Origin of the sequence: Paenibacillus xylanivorans (genome assembly GCF_001280595.1) — a bacterium.
Classification (GTDB): domain Bacteria; phylum Bacillota; class Bacilli; order Paenibacillales; family Paenibacillaceae; genus Paenibacillus; species Paenibacillus xylanivorans.
Map to the genome: position 1 here is coordinate 153,394 of NZ_LITU01000081.1, position 17,004 is coordinate 170,397.

A 17,004-nucleotide genomic window follows, 5' to 3' on the forward strand; every position below is an offset into this window, starting at 1 on the left:
AACACCCCGACAGCTCCTCTAGAGGAATTGTCGGGGTGTTCGATATTATAGGCTATCATGAAAATTTGGAATGATTCCAGAGTTTGTCCATGCAAAGGACAACATGATCCATACGGAGTACATCGCATCTACGAAAGCATCTACGATTAGCTTGCCGATGGAGTGGCACTGCCTTTATATTTCTCGAAAAATTGCTTGTAGTCATCCAAAGTATAACCGTTGTCACTGCCATTTTCCTGCAGCCCGCCAACCATTCGGTCTTTCTCCACACCATCCTGATAATATACCAGAGTCGGCGTGTACTCAATGTTATAATCAGTCCAACCTGAATCGAATTCCCGCAGATTGAACTGAGGAAGATCGATGCCTTCACTGTCCACCAGTGGCATTAGCTGAGGTGTTGTCGCACGGCAGTGTGAGCAGTCGGAGGCAAAGAAATAGACAAAGAAGCTATCTTTGTTATCAATTCTGGTTTTCAGATCATCAGGCAAAATAATTTGTTGGTAATTCGGATCATCCAGTAATTCACGGGTTGCCGGATTAAGCTTGGATGCTGCAATGCCATAAGCGTTCCCCACAGCGTCCATTTGTTTCTTGGATTGCTGATTCACCAGAACGAGTACTGCAATCATTACGATGAAAACCCCCAGGAAAATAAGGATCGCAGCGCTTTTCTTTTTCTTCTTGGATTTCATTAAGACATCCCCCATCGATCATATCGAAATATAGTTTTGGCAAAAATACAGGATGGGATAATATGCATAAGCACCCGAATTTTTGCACATCAATCAATCTACTTGCCATTATACTACATTACACGCTGTAGTGGAATATGTATGAAGCAATAGGAAAGGTATGCCCGGATATGATAACATAGTACTATATGCAATTTTAACAAGACAGGATGAGTGCGATTATGGCTGTACAGCTGCCTTCGATATTTGCCGAGCGAATGAAAAGCTTGTTAGGCGATGAATTTGAACAATTCATGAAATCTTATGAGCAGTCGCCACATGCGGGGCTGAGAGTGAATACGTTAAAAATATCGCTGGAACAATTCGAGGAAATTGCTCCATATGATATGCGACCCATTCCGTGGTGCGGAACGGGTTTTTATGTGCCTCACGGGGTTAAGCCGGGGTTACATCCTTATTATCATGCGGGCTTGTATTATATCCAGGAACCAAGCGCCATGGCCCCGGTTGAATTATTAAATGTGAAGCCAGGGGAACGCGTGCTGGATCTATGTGCTGCTCCTGGTGGGAAAACAACCCAGATTGCAGCCAAGCTGCAGGGCAAGGGTGTGCTCGTTACGAATGATATTCATGCGGAACGAACGAAGGCACTCGCCAAAAACGTGGAATTGTACGGGGTACGTAATGCCGTTGTACTGAATGAGTCACCGGAGCGGATTGCGAAAGCATTTCCTCATTATTTTGATAAAGTGTTAATCGATGCGCCTTGCTCGGGTGAGGGTATGTTCCGCAAAGATGAGGACATGGTGAAATCCTGGGAAAATCATTCGGTGGAAAAATGTGTGCTGATGCAGCGCGATATTCTGGAGACGGCGGCCAAGCTGCTTGCTCCAGGAGGAACCATAGTATATTCGACATGTACTTTTGCGCCAGAGGAAAATGAAGCGATGATTGCGGAATTTCTGAACATCAATCCTGACTTTTTCGTGAAAGTCATCCCGGAAACTGCTGGATTTGCACCGGGGCGCCCGGATTGGGTGCGTCAGATGTTGCCTGATACAGCAGAAGAGAATGAATCCGTGCTGGATCAGACTCGTGGCACTGCAAGGTTGTGGCCTCATCTATTGGAGGGAGAAGGACATTATGTTGCTGTATTGCAGCATCGTGCGGAATCTCCTGCCGAAGAAGACGGAAGTCGTGAAGCGAACAGTGAATTACAGACTGGACAGGCAGTTGATGGAGACTTCACGCAAACCATTGAATCCGAGGACCGATCTATCCGGGTATCAATATCTCTTACGAAAGAAGAACGGAAACAGGAACGTCTCATGAGAACCGAATCCAGGGAACGCAATGACAGGAATTCACGTGGTGGCAAGGCTCAGGGAAGACCGGGTAAAGGAAACGAACGTGGTGGCCGCAAAAACGAACGGGGTCAGGGACGTGGAGCCGACCAGACGAGTATCGATCCAGGAACGGTCTATGCTCAATTTTTACAAGAAAATTTGGAGATCGAGCTTGTTGGCGAAACGGTGTATTACGGCGATCGGGTATATCAATCTTCTGTGGGTGCTGCCCGTCTGGAAGGGCTAAAGGTTATACGACCAGGGTGGTTTATGGGTAACATGAAGAATGGGCGATTTGTGCCCTCTCATCCGCTGGCATGTGCTTTGAATACAACAGAGGCGCAGCGATTCATCAATCTATCTTCCGCTAACGGAGAAGCCGTAAGGTATCTCAAAGGAGAGACGTTGAACATCGAAGAAGCGCGCGTGGAACGCAAAGCAGATACGGCGGCCAAAGGTTATGTACTGGTATGTGTGGATGGTTTCGCTGCCGGCTGGGGGAAATGGCTGGATGGTGTACTGAAGAATGAATATCCGGCAGGCTGGAGGTGGACATCTGTATGAGTGGAAAAGGCAAACAAACCCTGCGTCTAGATAAAATATTAAGCCATATGGGTGTAGGGTCACGGAGTGAGCTCAAAAAAATGGTGAAGCAGGGCAGAATTCGTGTGGATGGGAAACCGGTGAAAGACAGCGGCGTGCAGGTTAATCCAGACGTAAACGTTATTGAAGCTGACGGAGAGCGGATCGAGTATCGGGAAATGATCTACCTGATGCTGCACAAACCACCTGGCGTGGTGTCGGCAACCGAAGATAATCGGGATAAAACGGTGATTGATCTGCTGAGTAAAGAGGATCGTGTCTTCAAACCGTTCCCTGTCGGACGACTCGATAAAGATACCGAGGGTTTGCTCATTCTAACCAATGATGGGCCACTTGCCCATGATCTGTTATCCCCGCGTAAACATGTACCCAAGACGTATGAAGCTCGTGTGCTCGGGAACGTTGATGAAGAAGATATCGAACGATTCAAAGCCGGCATTCAACTGGATGACGGATATGAGACATTGCCTGCGGAACTGACTGTGTTTCACCGTGAAGAAACCGAAGAGGGCGTATTCTCTTCCATTTCATTGATTATTCATGAGGGCAAGTTCCACCAGGTGAAAAGAATGTTTCAGGCTGTAGGCAAGCGCGTGGTGTACTTGAAACGCGTAGCCATGGGTGAGCTGGAGCTGGATGCCGATCTGACTATCGGCAGCTATCGCGAGCTAACCGCAGAAGAATTAGACCTTCTGCGGAAGTAACAGCTCCCGCCCTTCGCAAAGCGGAGCAGGGAGCTTGGGCAGGGGGCGAAGCCCTGGCCATCGCGCCCAAGGCGCAACGGCTCCCGTCCTTCGCGAAGCGGAGCAGGGAGCCCGGGCAGGGGGCGAAGCCCTGGCCGTAATGGTCCCGCTTGAGCTTGGGCGGGACCGCCGCTGTCAAGCGGAGGACCCGGCAACCAAGCGCTCCCACGCCAACCGTCACATAGCAAGATCCCACCAGCCGCCGGTTAACAAAACGGGAGTCCAGAGGGCAGAGCCCTCTAGGGCTCTCCCTCGGAAGGGAGGGTTTGGGTGGGTGCGACTCTCTTACAGATAAGGAATGAAGACAATGACAATTAAATTAATCGCACTGGATGTCGATGGAACGTTGCTTAATGATCATCATGAACTTACCGAAAAGACGCAAGAGACCTTAATTCGTGCTTCCCGTCAGGGAGCCGAGATTGTCCTTTGTTCAGGCAGAGGTCCAGCGAACACGATTCCGTTTATGGAGCAGATGGGACTTGACGGATATGTCATCACACATAATGGGGCGGTAACTGCACAGGTCGAGACTCATGAAGTGGTGCACCATTTTGCCATGGATGGACAGGGATTGGAGCCATTCATAGCTTACTGCCGTACGCAAGGTGTACATTTTGATATCAACACGGCATTTGGACTCTATGTGGATCAGCCGGAAGGCTTGGAGCTGCAGGTGCGCGAGATGTACCAAAATTTCATGGCAGAGCCATTAAAGCTGCCGCAATGGGCGGATATGACAGAGCCGCTTGCGAAATTCACTGCGTTTGGACCAATCGAGCAGATGAACGCGGTGCAGCAGGAGTGGTCGACCTGGAATCTTCCATATTATATGACGCGTAGTGGTGATTTTTTCATTGATCTGATGCATCCTGAAGCCTCCAAAGGTGCAGCTCTAAAAAGACTGGCCGAAGCAAAAGGAATTCTATCTTCCGAGATCATGGCGGTAGGTAACTACTACAATGACATCACAATGTTGACCTATGCAGGCAAAGGGATTGCGATGGACAATTCCCCGGAGGAAGTCAAGGCTGCTGCGGATGAGGTTACACTTTCGAACAACGATCAGGGTGTGGCTCACGCTATCCAAAAATATGTGTTGTCCATCTAACGGGGCACTCTTAAATCTGAATAGAGGCTTTATCTTATAAACTGCCGCTCTCAAGGGTAACCTAACAGAATAACGTTAGGAACTGAGGGGGACAGGTACATGGAACTGAAAGTAGAACTGATTCCTGATCTTCGTACATCAGGTGGCGAAGTGCAGGATATTATGGTGGACGGTCAATATGCGGGTTCGCTGCTGCTTGTGTTCAGGGAAGGGGATCGGGTATCCGGCAGCCTTCAGATTGAGCAGGATTCGCTACCTGACGAGACAGAACAAGTTATTGTGGAGCAGGTGCACGAATATATTCGTTCTCTCGCGGATGCAGTAAGTGCTGCTGAATATGAAGTGCTGGTAAGCTGCGGTACACTGTATTCTGTGTTACAGAAACCAGAGTCTCAAACTGATGTATTCATTCAGTCGTCACGGTCTGAAGATACGTATAATCACGATGGAAAGAATGATCGGGCTGGTGTAAATGAAGTACACGTAATCCCCGGTTCACAAGGCGAATCATTTACATATGAAGACCCGGAACATTTGCTGGAGATGGAACTGGTAAGTGCCGGACGCAGCATATCCACTTATGTATTTAATGATGCCAATGGACAGGAACTGGCCGAAGCCTCTCTGAAACAATATGGTGCTGATGTACAGGGTGAGATTCATTGGTATGATGAACCGGCAGAGAGTTATCAGGATGCGGCTGCCGAACTGCTGGTACGAGAGCTGGATGAAGAAATTATTGATACGATTACCATCCGCATGTGGCATCAAGGGCAGGAGCTGGAATCAGCGGAATGGGTGCATCGGGATTTTGCAGATGAGGATGAGATAGAGTCCGAGGAAGATCTCGAAGTGCATGAAGCTGCTGAAGAAGCCTGTTACGTAATGCTGGTGCGCAAAGATCGGGAATTCCGGGTATATGAACTTTTTCTACAAGAACGCGGAGGATTACCTGTAGGTACAGCAACGATTGATACCTCATATGCGGATCTGTCAGGTTATATGGATTACGAGGTTCCTGGCACAAGTGCTCAGCGAAAGAGTCTGGTTGAAGTTCTGATGCGGGAGCTGGACAAAGAACTTGAATTTGATACATTACATCTCACGATGTTATACCGAAATCAAATTATCGATGAAGCGAAGATTGAAGGGTAAGAGGCACAGCCTCTTGCCTTTTTTTTTTGACGAAAAAGCCATTTCCCGGTATAGTACCATTAGTTTAAGAGAGACCTGGAAGTGGAGGAGAATCATGAAGCACTCATTCAGTATCACAACAGACTACATCAATGATGAATTTAAAGCATTGCAGGCTCAGCCGGAAGACACAGAAGATGTGATGTCTCTGCTCATGGAAACAGCCGAATGGCTGCGGGGCCAGGGGTCTTCTCAATGGAATGCGTTGTTAAAAGGTGAGGATTCCCATAATACGGTGGAGGCCATTCAGCGTGGTGACGTATTTGTATTTAAGAAAGGCGCTGAAGTAGCTGGCATGGTTATTTTGATGAGCCAGCCAAGCGCATGGGATGTGCATTTATGGGGAAGCAAAGCGTATGCCGGGGATGGAGCACTTTATCTGCACCGATTAGCAATTCGCAGAAAATATGCCCAGAGTGGATTGGGACGCGCGATTTTGCAATGGTCCAGCAGCGGGATACAGTTTGAGGCTAAACATATCGTCCGATTGGATTGCGGAGCGGACAACGCAACATTGAACAAATTCTATGTGCATAACGACTATACCTTTTTGGGAGAGACAGACGGCTTCAGTACGTATGAAAAGGCGGTCACACGCCTGTCTGTATAATTAGTTCTCAACAGTATGCAACATATGAGTACACTTAATAAGCCGGGAGCTACCAATATGCTCACGGGCTTTCTTTTGTATGTCGGCAAAGAGGTTTAACTCCCCATTCATACATCCGCTTCTTAGCCGAGCATCTTCTGAATATGTTGTATATACGACTCTGGAGTGAAGGCTTACGTTCAAACAAGAGGAAAAAGATGAACGTGCAGCAGGATAAAGTCGGCCAGAGAGCGATTATCTACAGTGAATTTGCCCCGGTACCTAACAATATTCGTAATGTCGTCAGCGTCAGAACCAACATGGTACAATTGATATTGAAATGAATTCTATTATTCAGCTGTAAATGTCGGAGTGATAAGGAATCTCATTTTGCACCTTTACTGAACATATGTTCTGATATATCATGATGGAAGATGCACTGAGAAGACTTATGCTAGAAAGGGGGAAACTAACGGTGAGATTGCTGCAGGCGCTTTTCTTTCCTCCGGAGCAGCCCGGAGGTGTATCCTCTATGATTCCGTATATGCAAGAGAGGTTTACAACCCCGAGGTGGGAGATGGATCTGTTCTCGCTGCCTAAGCGAATTCGTAACAAGGGCAGAGAAGATATCCAGTTTGAGACGTTCGATTGGACTCAGTATCAGGATAGTCCTGTCGTGCAAAAATATATGCAAACCTACCGGGATTATTTGTGGTGGACCAAGCTGCGAATTCAGAAGCCTTACGATCTGATTCATGCCCATCACCCTATTGCGGGGCTTGCAATGAAGAATGTTTTCCCGGATCTTCCCCTCATTCAAACGATCCACTCCAGTTATGAGCGAGAGCTGATTCTAAATGGACGGATTGAGCCAAATGGACCGGAGCATCAATTTCTTCTGGCGATCTATGGTGAACTGGAGCATCAGGCAGAGCGGCTATTAACGGTATCGGATTCTTTCCGTCGTTATCTGGCGCCTTATGTACAGCATCCCGAGGTCATTGATGTCATTCCGAATGGTTTTGATGAGAAAAGGTTTAAGCCAATTCCGCATGAGAATGCGATACCACAGCTGGTCACCGTATGTCGTCTGGTTCCGGCGAAAGGGCTGGATATTCTGTTCAAAGCCTGTGCCGAGCTGAAAGCCCGGGGACATGATTATGTGCTTCATATTATTGGGGACGGACCGATTCGTCCGGATTTGGAAGAATTGGCCCAGCGGCTGGGTATTTATAATGAGACTATTTTTTATGGTTACACGCTGCATCCGGAGGAATTCATGCCATTTTTTGATATCTTTGTACTTCCTTCACGGGCGGAGGCGTTCGGGTCTGTATTCGCGGAAGCAGCGCTTAGCTGTCTTGCCCTTGTAGGTACAGACGTCGGCGGCATACCAGAACAGATCGAGAACGGCAGTAACGGCTTGCTGGTGCCCTCAGAAGATCCGTCTGCACTGGCAGAAGCGCTGGAGAAGGTGATGGTTGACCCGGCGTACCGTTATGAGCTGGCCCGTTCGGCATGTGAGAAAGCCAAAACACATTACTCTTTGGGCAGATCGGTCAATGAACTAAAAAAAATGTATTTGCAATTTCCGAGCCAGGTGTAGGTTCTGGAGAGGGAAAAGAAAGAAGCCGCTGTGTTAACAGCGGCTTTTGCTATGTTAAGGGAAATGATATATGCAACAAAAGAGTTCATTGTTATAGATGTTTTTTTCGTCCGCGAAAGCTTCCCCATCGATCCATTACTAATTTTGCACCCCAGACCAGTGCCAAACTGCCGAAAATGGGGTAAAGGATAGAGAGCAGTGAACTGAATCCAAACTGGCTGAGCGAATAACATAGCAGCATGATGGCCAGTATGATTAGTTTGGGATGTACTCGGACATGCTGCCTGAGTTGGAGGGTCATTCCATAAATATCGGCTACAAACGTACTGAAGATTTCCATGAAAATCAGGGATACATAGATAGACTGGACTACCCAGCCAAGTTGAAAGGCAATGCTGCCCATTGGAATTTCAAATTGTGTGATGCCAGGCATTTGAGCTGACATGGCGAAGTGGGCTGCCATAAGCATGAATCCAACACCAATCCCGCCCAGAACGCCGCCCCACTTCAGTACCTTTCGGCTACGAATCTGATTCCCCACCGGAACGAGTACAGCTTGGGCAAGTGCGAGGTTGAATGAAGTATACAACAGAGGCGATAACCAAACCTGAATTGGATTGCTGTCGGTCGTTAATGTGATAAATCGGTTTGCGCCGGGATGATGTATGGTGCTGGTAATCATAAGCAGGGAGAGCAGAAGCATCATTGGCACCACAATACTGTTCATCTGCAGAATGGCCTGAATGCCCCGTCCAAGCAGCAAATATGTACCAATTAGGGTAACAATCAGACCTGTCTGGTAATGGAGCCCCAGATGCTCTACAAAGACCGATCCGGCTCCGGCCAGCATGACACTGTTTACTCCAATGAGAATCAGGAGAGTAACCCAGGTAATCCAATTTCCTGCTTTATGACCGAATAGATGCTTGTTAAGATCTTCGTAAGAGCGAGAGCCGGTATCATGGGCAATCAGCATCATTTTTGTACCTAACCAGACAAAGAGCATGGTCGATAAGCCAATGGTAATGGTGGCCCATTTGCCATACTGGGTAAAAAACTGCAATATCTCCTGCCCTGTTGCAAAGCCGGCTCCTACTACCGTTCCAATGTATGTAAATGCGATCTGCAGCACCCGAAATGCCTGTTTCATGCGTTTCCCCTCTCAGGCCCCTGAATAGTTTGGACATGCGGGTGCCATGGTACAAGGTATGCTTGACCCTTCAAAGTCATGACAATTGAAGTGCAGCATGGGGTCATTTACATGCTCTGGACAAGAGTAAAGGCAATTTCGCTTGAACTGATGGCCGGATCTATGATACTTTTACGTCATAGGATAGGCTTGGGAGGTCAAATTATGGAAGTATTGAAACAACGAATTTTACAAGAAGGTGTAGTCATGTCAGATCAGGTGCTTAAGCTGGATGGTCTGCTGAATCACCAGATTGATCCTGCATTGACGATGGAAATGGGACGTGAATTTGCTGCTCGTTTCCGTGAAAGTGGTGTAACTCGGGTCATTACAGTGGAGTCTTCCGGGATTCCGGTCGCCTTTGCTGCCGCACATGAACTGGGTGTACCGCTGGTATTTGCCCGTCGCAAAAAAACACTTTTGGCTGACCCCGACGCCTACTGTGAAAGAGTTCCATCTTTTACCAAAGGGATCGTAACGGATATTATGGTGTCCCGTGAATATATTCATGAAAATGACCGTATTTTGTTTATTGACGATATCATTGCGAATGGCGATGCCGCTCGTGGTGTCATCAAAATTATCGAACGTTCAGGTGCGGAACTGGTTGGATTCGGAGTCGTGGTCGAAAAATGTTTTCAGGCCGGAGCGCGCACCATTCGTGAGCAGGGCATCCCGGTTGAAGCGTTGGTGCGCATTCGTTCACTGAACGATGGCACCGTGCAATTTGACGATAACGAAATGTGACTTTTTAAAGGAAATAGTGCCTATTTTTATAACAATGCCTTTGCATGACCGCTGATTTCATTTATAATGGGGTTATGTTAGGGAGAGGAGGCAACACCATGGGTAACCAACCGGCAACAGAACAATTTTTTAGTGATAAGCTGGCGGAATCGAAAGTACATTTTGAGCGTGCCCTGGATTGTAAACATACGGAATTCGATGACCTTTATCCCTATATGATTGAACATCCTCAATTTTTCTGGTACAAACGCTACGTTGCCTGGTCAGAATTGCTGACGATTGTAGGCTTGTGCGAAGAGTTGTCCTTCTCTTGGAAAGAACAATTTACACCGCATCAAGTGGAGTACCTTGAAGAACGTGTGATGTCCGCCAAAGTGCTTGATTTTTGGTTTGAGAAGAACGACAGCAAAGAGCACGCGCAGCGGTAACTTTCAGTCGGGACATACTTTCGAATGACATGACAGTCCAATACAGTCACGTGAGACCTAAATGACTTTTCATTTAGGTCTCTTTTTGTAAATAATTTTTTTGGAGAAAGTAGGCGTCGGGAATATGATCAGTGATGCAGAATTGGATGCACTGCGTTTATCGGGTGAAAAAGTAAGGGTGGTACGGGACGAGATTCAGTCCAATGATGTAACGGGCATTGTCGTAGCCTGGGACGGGGAGCAGGTGCTCATTCGCCGCCAGAATCGTCGTGTGGTCAAGCTTGACCGGAATTATCGGTATCAGCTGTTCAGCGAACCACGTAAGAGCCCTCTCGAAGAATAGGACATGTGTTTTAGGTTCATTTACCATGGATGTTTTGGCATAATTGCACCTCTCGGGAGAAAAGATAGGTACAGTGAGAGCTTGTAACATATCAGCCGAGAGGATGTGCGGTAACCATGACACTGATGAATGATAAGGTACATGCCTATAAAGATCAGATGGGTGAATTAAGCGATGTGCTGCCAGCTGTGGTGAAATCTTATCATGAGTTCACTGGAGAATGTTTTCAGGCAGGAGCGATTGATGCCAAGACCAAACAGCTGATTGCCTTGGGCATTGGATTGTTTGCCAACAACGAGGTATGTACGTTCTACCATGTGGAAGAGGCGCGTGCCAAAGGAGCGACTGATCAGGAGATTATGGAGACGGTTGCTGTGGCTGGAGCCGTAGGCGGAGGTCATGCGCTGTCTCAGGGAGCAATGAGAGTACAGAAGGCTTTACATTAACATATGTATTGCAGCATCATTTTGTCCAACTTTCTGTAGAAATTCAATGTAGACAAAGAAAAGGCTCCGGTTATAACCGAAGCCTTTTCGTGTTCAACTTATATTTTGCCTAGCATTTTATTATACATAAACTGTCCTGTTACCCGGCGTGCTGTTACATACCGATCATTAAAGTAAGGATTGGATAATTGAGTGATGCTTACACCCTTGCTGCTTGAAGCGTGAGCGAACTGTCCGCCACCGATATATACACCTGTATGTGAAATGCCATTACCCATCGTATTAAAGAACACCAGGTCACCTGTACGCAGATTAGCTTTGGATACCGAAGTGCCGGCCTTGGCTTGCTGCTGCGAAGTGCGTGGCAATTCAATGCTGTATTTGTTGAAGATATATCTCATAAATCCCGAACAATCAAACCCGGCGAGCGTAGTGCCACCCCATTTGTAAGGTATGCCTGTCATGTTGTTTACCACGGTGTTAATACTGCTTGCCTCAGTGCTTGTTGCCCCGGATGTAAATAGAACTGCTGCTCCAAAAATGGAGATGATAAGCTTTTTCAAAATTTATGTTCTCCCTTCGATGCCTACGGAGTTAGCTAAGGGTTCGGTAGAAGGTTCCCTATATTTCCTATGTATAAGAATAATTCACCCAAAATGGTTCCCCCGTTTTCAAACATGAAACTCGGCAAATGAATAATTAAGTTTTTGTAACCTTTTGAAACTATATTGCATAAATACGAAAATGTCAAACCTGTTTTTATGTTTTCTTAGCATCTCAATGTTAACGGAATTCTGGCTTTTTATGTAGAAATAACTCGAATGGTGGATTCTAATCGATGACAAAAAAGTAACTACTGTTTCAACGGGTGAGAAATTGGACAATTTATTGGTTGTATCACATACGTTTAGACGATATCTAGACAATATCTACAGGTTAATTCAAATGAATTATTATATATTCTTTGGAATATTGAATTCATATTTTAGTTGTTGACACTAATTACCTGCACATGATATATTATTTCTTGTCGCCGCGATATAATTTCTCGGAGATATGATATACGCGGTCGTGGCGGAATTGGCAGACGCGCTGGCTTCAGGTGCCAGTGGTAGCAATACCGTGGAGGTTCGAGTCCTCTCGACCGCACTATACTCATCATCAATAAGGTTCTGTTCTGCGTTTTTATGCAGATCAGAGCCTTTTTTATTTGTCAGGATATTCAGGCTTCCGCTCATCCCTGTGTGGATGATATCTTGGACGTGTATTCCAAGTGGGTATAGATGTTGGTGGTAGTCGAAAAAATGGCTGTGACCAAGCTATTCCTGAATGTCCTTCATACCACCGCCGTTTGCCAAAAGTAAGCTCGCACAACTATGCCGAAGATCGTGAAACCGAATCCGACGCAATTCACGTTTTTCCAAAACAATTGGAAGTGCTGCGTATGTATCCCGGTTTGATCCGCTGGCTTAGCTTGTCCACGTAAATATAATCCGTGTAGTCGTCAGAGTAGGACGATTTGAAGAGCAGCCTGTTTTTATGATGTTCCTCCAACAGCCGCAGCAGCAGTTCTACGCCCGACATGTCCTCTGATAATAAAGTTGTTTAAGTACTATGATGGAGGGATTTTCCGTAATCGAATTTGATGACATAAGTCTTATTTACTATTAATGGGACATGTTTTCACATCATTATACCTCTGTGCTAGATGGAGTTTTCTTTGCTTGCATCTTTTGATAATCAAGCCCCCAATCATACATCGCAAGAATAATATCCTTCATTGAATGCCCAATATCAGTTAGCTGATACTCTACTTTAGGTGGAACTACAGGATATATCGTTCTAGAGACTAAACCGTCTTTTTCTAACTCGCGAAGCTGAAGGGTTAATGCTCGATGTGTGATTCCTGATAAGCGTGATTGCAATTCATTAAACCGAAGTTTCCCATCTAATAAATAATATAGAATGATAGGTTTCCATTTCCCACTAATTAATTTAACCGTAACTGTTACTGAACAGGTAAGACATTCACATTCATCAGCATTCATAATTGCACCTCTGGTAAAGTATATTTTTTATACTAATTAGCTACGGAACTATAGCGGTCAGGAGAGCCTAACCTCGGCAAGCGCTTCCGTACAGAGTCATCTCATTGCGTTTGCCGCGGAAGAATCCCGTTTGAACCGGGGTAAATCGATTAATTTAAATGAATATACAAAAGAAATAATGGCTGCACAAGAAGTTACCGAGCAGCAAAAGATATAAGCAAAGATTTAGTAGCGATTGCTTCCGGGAATGGGGGAAGCAATCGCTATGTTTTTTTGCGGATATTTTTATTTTTTGTCCACCACCTGTGTACAAAGAATAAAAAAGATGATACATTGAAATTAGTTTAATTCCTTTTATAACAGGGTTTTTGGAGAAATACTATGTCTCGTGTACGAGGACATATGTATATCGAGGAGGGAATGGAATGTCAAGTCAAGCATTGGACCAATTTTTAAGTTCGAACATCGAAGATCTAAAGACTAAAGGTCTATATAACGTCATCGATACGCTGCAGGGTGCAAATGGTCCTGTTATTCGTATCGACGGAAAGTCCATGATCAATTTGTCTTCCAATAACTATTTGGGACTGGCAACAGATTCCCGCCTGATTGATGCTTCAGTTAAGGCGTCGCAGACATACGGGGCAGGCGCAGGGGCTGTGAGAACGATCAATGGTACGATGGATCTTCATATTGAGCTTGAAGAAAAACTGGCCCGTTTCAAAAAAACGGAAGCCGTTATCGTGTATCAATCCGGTTTTAACTGCAATATGGCTGCCATATCCGCGGTAATGGACCAGCATGATGCGATTTTATCCGATGAGCTGAACCACGCTTCGATTATTGATGGCTGCCGCCTGTCGAGAGCCAAGGTCATTCGCTTTAAGCATTCGGATATGAATGATTTAAGACAGCAGGCGAAAGCTGCCAAGGAATCCGGTCAGTACCATAAAATTATGGTCATCACCGACGGGGTTTTCTCCATGGATGGTGATATAGCAAAGCTGCCCGAAATCGTGAAAATAGCAGAAGAATTCGATCTGATTACTTATGTGGATGATGCCCACGGTTCGGGCGTTCTCGGAGCAGGTGCGGGAACCGTGAAGCATTTTGGATTGTCCGACCGCATTGACTTTCAAATTGGTACTCTTTCCAAGGCGATCGGCGTTGTCGGCGGTTATGTGGCGGGTAAAAAACAACTGATCGAATGGTTGAAGCTGAGAAGCCGTCCGTTTCTGTTCTCGACATCGCTACCTCCGGCTGCAATCGCTGCTTGCAGCGCTTCTGTCGACATTCTGATGAATGACAAAGAGCTGATCGAGAAGCTGTGGGAGAACGGCAATGATTTGAAAAACGGCTTGAGCCGGCTTGGATATGATGTAGGCCAAAGCGAAACGCCGATCACACCTTGTATCATTGGCGATGAAGTAACCACCCAACAGTTCAGCAAACGGCTCTATGAAGAAGGCGTTTACGCCAAGGCAATCGTGTTTCCGACGGTTCCCAAAGGAACCGGAAGAATACGCAACATGCCGACAGCTGCCCATACCAAGGAGATGCTCGACCAGGTGATCTCCGTTTATGAGAAAGTTGGCAAGGAAATGAAGCTGATTTAGCTGCATTCGCGGGAGTATATTTCGGGAGGAATGTCTTATGAACAAGATTTTGGTGACCGGAGCACTGGGCCAAATCGGTTCTGAGTTAGTTGTTAAATTACGTGAAATTTATGGTGCGGATCACGTCGTTGCTACGGATCTCAGGTCATCAGCCCACGAAATTACCCGATCCGGGCCATTCGAGCTGCTGGACGTGACGAATGATAAGGCGATGTTCGAAATCGCCAAGCGGTACGAAGTTGATACCGTCATCCATTTGGCTGCGCTGCTGTCGGCTACCGCAGAGGAGAAACCGCTGCTTGCCTGGAATTTGAATATGGGCGGATTGATGAATGCACTTGAGGTATCCAGGGAGCTCGGCTGCCAATTTTTCACTCCAAGCTCCATTGGATCTTTTGGTCCTTCGACTCCGAAAGTCAATACCCCGCAGGATACGATCCAGAGGCCCAATACGATGTACGGCGTGAACAAAGTGTCCGGCGAACTGCTTTGTGATTATTATTTTCACAAATACGGCCTGGATACCAGGGGGCTGCGATTCCCGGGTTTGATATCTTATATGACGCCTCCCGGCGGCGGAACGACGGATTACGCGGTGGAAATTTATTACGCAGCCGTGACGGCTGGCTGGTATACATCTTATATCGCCAAGGACTCAAACATGGACATGATGTATATGCCGGATGCCCTGACCGCTATCATTGAATTGATGGAAGCTGATTCTTCCCGGTTGACGCACCGAAATTCATTTAATGTCACCGCGATGAGCGTGGATCCGGAGGCGATCGCTGCAGCGATTCGGGATGAGCTTCCCGGTTTTATCCTTGATTATGACGTTGATCCGAAGAGACAGGCGATTGCCGATAGCTGGCCGCATTCCATTGATGCGACGGCAGCGAAGACAGAATGGGGATTTCATGCCCGCTACGATCTGAAGGCCATGACGAAGGATATGCTTTCACAGCTAAGCGAGAGACAAATGCTCCGCAAGGCTTAAAGTTATTATGAATTCGCGGTGCAAAGCGAGTAGAAATACAAAAGAAGCTGCATCAAGAGGTTTGGGCGTTACCCGGACCTTTTGTTGCAGCTTCTTTTTTTATACCAACGAACAGCCGTTTCTAATGTGGCATCCCCGGTTCTTGCTTAGGTTTCGGAAGGTTATGCTTCATTTGGCAAATCTAGCTGCCATGATACACCAAACTTGTCCGCGATCCAACCGAACTTTTGGCTAAAGCCGTAATTGTCCAGTGGTATCATCGCTTCTCCGCTGTCCAGCAAGATAATGCAGTTTATTAATCTCAGCTTCCGATTCACAACTCAGAAAGATGACGGATTGTCAAGCCAAGTGACACTTCCTCTGAAAAGGATTCGTGAGCGGTCCTCCAGCCCAGACATGTGGCTTATCAGATCAAGAACACGGTATAAAGCTTCGTCTGTCAACTGAGCGAAATCCGTGCCTTTAGGAAAGAATTCTCACAAAAGGCATTCTCATTTGAGCCTCGTTGCCAGGAGGAATAGGGGGCTGAAAAATACACCTGTACACCATGTGTGGCTTTCAGATTGGCAGGTTCGGGAACAGCGTGTCCATAGATCTGGCAGCGTGCATCCGCAGCGAGCTCGGTCGTCGCGATGTGCTCGTGAACAACGCGGGTATATCGCACGTGGGTCAGCCGGGCAGGCCTCTCGAGGAGGTCGGGAAGTCGGGGCGCCCAAGCGTAGCCTCTCTTGACGAGGTGCGAGCAGTTTTCGAGACGAACGTGTTCGGCGTCATCGCTGTCACGCAAGCGATGCTGCCGCTCCTTCGTGAAGCGCCGGCAGCACGTATCGTCAACGTATCGAGCGGCTCGGGCTCGCTAACATTGAACGCGGATCCGACTAATTCACATCGCGAGATGTTCGGGGCCGTTTACAGCCCTTCGAAGACGGCTCTCAATGCGATTACGCTCGCCTTCGCCATCGAACTTGAGTCGACAGGCATTAAGGTCAATGCGGTATGCCCGGGCCTCACCGCGACGGATCTCAACAACTTTGAGGGCACGGGCACCGTCGAGCAAGCTGCGCGTCATCCCGTGCGCCTTGCGCTCCTCGACGGGGACGGTCCGACGGGCACATTCTCAAACGAAAGACGCCAACTCCCGTGGTGATGTAGTCTCGAGCACTGGCACTCGAGATATGTGTAGACAACCTGAAGGCGTGAATGCCTTCCCAATATTCTTAAGGAGTGTGTTATCACATGGAATATGTAAAACTTGGACGCAGCGGCTTAGAGGTTTCAAAGTTAAGCCTTGGAACCATGAGCT

At 47.0% G+C, this 17,004-nt stretch carries 20 protein-coding genes, 1 tRNA gene, 1 pseudogene and 1 riboswitch; of the genes and pseudogenes, 15 read left to right on the plus strand and 7 right to left on the minus strand.

All coding sequences use genetic code 11. The annotated features are described in order from the left end of the window. Positions 1-146: 146 nt before the first annotated feature. Positions 147-695: a thioredoxin family protein gene (locus tag AMS66_RS26590; RefSeq protein ID WP_053783649.1), complete on the minus strand. Its 549-nt coding sequence runs from the start codon at positions 693-695 to the stop codon at positions 147-149. Between the two features lie 221 nt (positions 696-916). Here AMS66_RS26590 and AMS66_RS26595 point away from each other — a divergent pair, with 221 nt between their 5' ends. The 7 genes from AMS66_RS26595 to AMS66_RS26625 all read left to right on the plus strand — a co-directional run bounded on the left by AMS66_RS26595 (position 917) and on the right by AMS66_RS26625 (position 7,887). Further along, complete coding sequence (locus AMS66_RS26595; protein WP_053783650.1) at positions 917-2,605, plus strand: RsmB/NOP family class I SAM-dependent RNA methyltransferase; 1,689 nt, start codon at positions 917-919, stop codon at positions 2,603-2,605. Next, positions 2,602-3,348, plus strand: coding sequence for a pseudouridine synthase (locus AMS66_RS26600; RefSeq protein WP_053783651.1), 747 nt, complete (start codon positions 2,602-2,604; stop codon positions 3,346-3,348). Before AMS66_RS26595 ends, AMS66_RS26600 begins: the two co-directional genes overlap by 4 nt. A 346-nt stretch (positions 3,349-3,694) precedes the next feature. Then, positions 3,695-4,498, plus strand: coding sequence for a Cof-type HAD-IIB family hydrolase (locus AMS66_RS26610; RefSeq protein ID WP_053783921.1), 804 nt, complete (start codon positions 3,695-3,697; stop codon positions 4,496-4,498). Positions 4,499-4,597: 99 nt separating this feature from the next. After that, positions 4,598-5,653 (plus strand): hypothetical protein, encoded by a 1,056-nt coding sequence (locus tag AMS66_RS26615; protein WP_053783653.1) that lies wholly within the window; start codon positions 4,598-4,600, stop codon positions 5,651-5,653. Positions 5,654-5,747: 94 nt separating this feature from the next. Next, positions 5,748-6,302 (plus strand): GNAT family N-acetyltransferase, encoded by a 555-nt coding sequence (locus tag AMS66_RS26620; protein WP_053783654.1) that lies wholly within the window; start codon positions 5,748-5,750, stop codon positions 6,300-6,302. A gap of 197 nt (positions 6,303-6,499) precedes the next feature. Continuing rightward, positions 6,500-6,625, plus strand: coding sequence for a hypothetical protein (locus tag AMS66_RS34460; protein WP_269084574.1), 126 nt, complete (start codon positions 6,500-6,502; stop codon positions 6,623-6,625). A gap of 131 nt (positions 6,626-6,756) precedes the next feature. Further along, positions 6,757-7,887 (plus strand): glycosyltransferase family 4 protein, encoded by a 1,131-nt coding sequence (locus AMS66_RS26625; protein ID WP_053783655.1) that lies wholly within the window; start codon positions 6,757-6,759, stop codon positions 7,885-7,887. A gap of 91 nt (positions 7,888-7,978) precedes the next feature. Here AMS66_RS26625 and AMS66_RS26630 read toward each other — a convergent pair whose 3' ends face one another. Then, positions 7,979-9,037 (minus strand): YkvI family membrane protein, encoded by a 1,059-nt coding sequence (locus AMS66_RS26630; protein WP_053783656.1) that lies wholly within the window; start codon positions 9,035-9,037, stop codon positions 7,979-7,981. 204 nt (positions 9,038-9,241) lie between these two features. Between AMS66_RS26630 and AMS66_RS26635 the strand changes: the two genes are divergently transcribed. From AMS66_RS26635 to AMS66_RS26650, 4 genes are all read left to right on the plus strand, one after another. Continuing rightward, on the plus strand, positions 9,242-9,823 hold the full coding sequence (locus AMS66_RS26635) for a xanthine phosphoribosyltransferase (protein WP_053783657.1): 582 nt from the start codon (positions 9,242-9,244) through the stop codon (positions 9,821-9,823). 98 nt (positions 9,824-9,921) lie between these two features. Then, on the plus strand, positions 9,922-10,251 hold the full coding sequence (locus AMS66_RS26640; RefSeq protein WP_053783658.1) for a hypothetical protein: 330 nt from the start codon (positions 9,922-9,924) through the stop codon (positions 10,249-10,251). Between the two features lie 124 nt (positions 10,252-10,375). Further along, a complete protein-coding gene (locus AMS66_RS26645; RefSeq protein WP_053783659.1) occupies positions 10,376-10,594 on the plus strand; it encodes a hypothetical protein in 219 nt (72 codons plus the stop codon). A 116-nt stretch (positions 10,595-10,710) separates the two neighbouring features. Then, entirely contained in the window at positions 10,711-11,040 is a 330-nt protein-coding gene (locus AMS66_RS26650) for a carboxymuconolactone decarboxylase family protein (RefSeq protein ID WP_024629268.1), read from the plus strand. A gap of 98 nt (positions 11,041-11,138) precedes the next feature. Here AMS66_RS26650 and AMS66_RS26655 read toward each other — a convergent pair whose 3' ends face one another. Next, complete coding sequence (locus AMS66_RS26655) at positions 11,139-11,603, minus strand: C40 family peptidase (RefSeq protein ID WP_053783660.1); 465 nt, start codon at positions 11,601-11,603, stop codon at positions 11,139-11,141. A gap of 5 nt (positions 11,604-11,608) precedes the next feature. Continuing rightward, positions 11,609-11,740: riboswitch (cyclic di-AMP (ydaO/yuaA leader) on the minus strand. Positions 11,741-12,105: 365 nt separating this feature from the next. Between AMS66_RS26655 and AMS66_RS26660 the strand changes: the two genes are divergently transcribed. Then, positions 12,106-12,189, plus strand: a tRNA-Leu gene (locus AMS66_RS26660). 261 nt (positions 12,190-12,450) lie between these two features. On the opposite strand, the gene AMS66_RS32860 is transcribed toward AMS66_RS26660, so the two are convergent. Continuing rightward, a complete protein-coding gene (locus AMS66_RS32860; RefSeq protein WP_160319739.1) occupies positions 12,451-12,624 on the minus strand; it encodes a hypothetical protein in 174 nt (57 codons plus the stop codon). 107 nt (positions 12,625-12,731) lie between these two features. Further along, positions 12,732-13,088, minus strand: a complete 357-nt coding sequence (locus AMS66_RS26665) for a winged helix-turn-helix transcriptional regulator (RefSeq protein ID WP_053783661.1) — start codon at positions 13,086-13,088, stop codon at positions 12,732-12,734. Positions 13,089-13,513: 425 nt separating this feature from the next. On the opposite strand from AMS66_RS26665, the gene AMS66_RS26670 reads away from it, so the two are divergent. Together AMS66_RS26670 and AMS66_RS26675 are read left to right on the plus strand one after the other, a co-directional pair. After that, positions 13,514-14,704, plus strand: coding sequence for a glycine C-acetyltransferase (locus AMS66_RS26670; RefSeq protein ID WP_053783662.1), 1,191 nt, complete (start codon positions 13,514-13,516; stop codon positions 14,702-14,704). 37 nt (positions 14,705-14,741) lie between these two features. Further along, positions 14,742-15,701 (plus strand): NAD-dependent epimerase/dehydratase family protein, encoded by a 960-nt coding sequence (locus AMS66_RS26675; RefSeq protein WP_053783663.1) that lies wholly within the window; start codon positions 14,742-14,744, stop codon positions 15,699-15,701. Between the two features lie 161 nt (positions 15,702-15,862). Here AMS66_RS26675 and AMS66_RS32540 read toward each other — a convergent pair whose 3' ends face one another. Together AMS66_RS32540 and AMS66_RS34880 are read right to left on the minus strand one after the other, a co-directional pair. Further along, a complete protein-coding gene (locus AMS66_RS32540; protein WP_236703637.1) occupies positions 15,863-16,018 on the minus strand; it encodes a VOC family protein in 156 nt (51 codons plus the stop codon). Next, positions 16,015-16,269: pseudogene (locus AMS66_RS34880) on the minus strand (transposase); the annotation flags it as partial. The gene AMS66_RS32540 and the pseudogene AMS66_RS34880, both read right to left, overlap by 4 nt. Between AMS66_RS34880 and AMS66_RS26680 the strand changes: the two are divergent. Beyond that, positions 16,249-16,848: an SDR family NAD(P)-dependent oxidoreductase gene (locus tag AMS66_RS26680; protein ID WP_236703638.1), complete on the plus strand. Its 600-nt coding sequence runs from the start codon at positions 16,249-16,251 to the stop codon at positions 16,846-16,848. The pseudogene AMS66_RS34880 and the gene AMS66_RS26680 overlap by 21 nt on opposite strands. Positions 16,849-17,004 lie beyond the last annotated feature (156 nt).

Excerpts from the sequence above, each read along its gene's own strand:
- AMS66_RS26590 (WP_053783649.1), bottom strand. The coding sequence starts at position 695 with ATGAAATCCAAGAAGAAAAAGAAAAGCGCTGCGATCCTTATTTTCCTG.
- AMS66_RS26595 (WP_053783650.1), top strand. The coding sequence starts at position 917 with ATGGCTGTACAGCTGCCTTCGATATTTGCCGAGCGAATGAAAAGCTTG.
- AMS66_RS26600 (WP_053783651.1), top strand. The coding sequence starts at position 2,602 with ATGAGTGGAAAAGGCAAACAAACCCTGCGTCTAGATAAAATATTAAGC.
- AMS66_RS26610 (WP_053783921.1), top strand. The coding sequence starts at position 3,695 with ATGACAATTAAATTAATCGCACTGGATGTCGATGGAACGTTGCTTAAT.
- AMS66_RS26615 (WP_053783653.1), top strand. The coding sequence starts at position 4,598 with ATGGAACTGAAAGTAGAACTGATTCCTGATCTTCGTACATCAGGTGGC.
- AMS66_RS26620 (WP_053783654.1), top strand. The coding sequence starts at position 5,748 with ATGAAGCACTCATTCAGTATCACAACAGACTACATCAATGATGAATTT.
- AMS66_RS34460 (WP_269084574.1), top strand. The coding sequence starts at position 6,500 with ATGAACGTGCAGCAGGATAAAGTCGGCCAGAGAGCGATTATCTACAGT.
- AMS66_RS26630 (WP_053783656.1), bottom strand. The coding sequence starts at position 9,037 with ATGAAACAGGCATTTCGGGTGCTGCAGATCGCATTTACATACATTGGA.
- AMS66_RS26635 (WP_053783657.1), top strand. The coding sequence starts at position 9,242 with ATGGAAGTATTGAAACAACGAATTTTACAAGAAGGTGTAGTCATGTCA.
- AMS66_RS26640 (WP_053783658.1), top strand. The coding sequence starts at position 9,922 with ATGGGTAACCAACCGGCAACAGAACAATTTTTTAGTGATAAGCTGGCG.
- AMS66_RS26645 (WP_053783659.1), top strand. The coding sequence starts at position 10,376 with ATGATCAGTGATGCAGAATTGGATGCACTGCGTTTATCGGGTGAAAAA.
- AMS66_RS26650 (WP_024629268.1), top strand. The coding sequence starts at position 10,711 with ATGACACTGATGAATGATAAGGTACATGCCTATAAAGATCAGATGGGT.
- AMS66_RS32860 (WP_160319739.1), bottom strand. The coding sequence starts at position 12,624 with ATGTCGGGCGTAGAACTGCTGCTGCGGCTGTTGGAGGAACATCATAAA.
- AMS66_RS26665 (WP_053783661.1), bottom strand. The coding sequence starts at position 13,088 with ATGAATGCTGATGAATGTGAATGTCTTACCTGTTCAGTAACAGTTACG.
- AMS66_RS26670 (WP_053783662.1), top strand. The coding sequence starts at position 13,514 with ATGTCAAGTCAAGCATTGGACCAATTTTTAAGTTCGAACATCGAAGAT.
- AMS66_RS26675 (WP_053783663.1), top strand. The coding sequence starts at position 14,742 with ATGAACAAGATTTTGGTGACCGGAGCACTGGGCCAAATCGGTTCTGAG.
- AMS66_RS26680 (WP_236703638.1), top strand. The coding sequence starts at position 16,249 with ATGTGTGGCTTTCAGATTGGCAGGTTCGGGAACAGCGTGTCCATAGAT.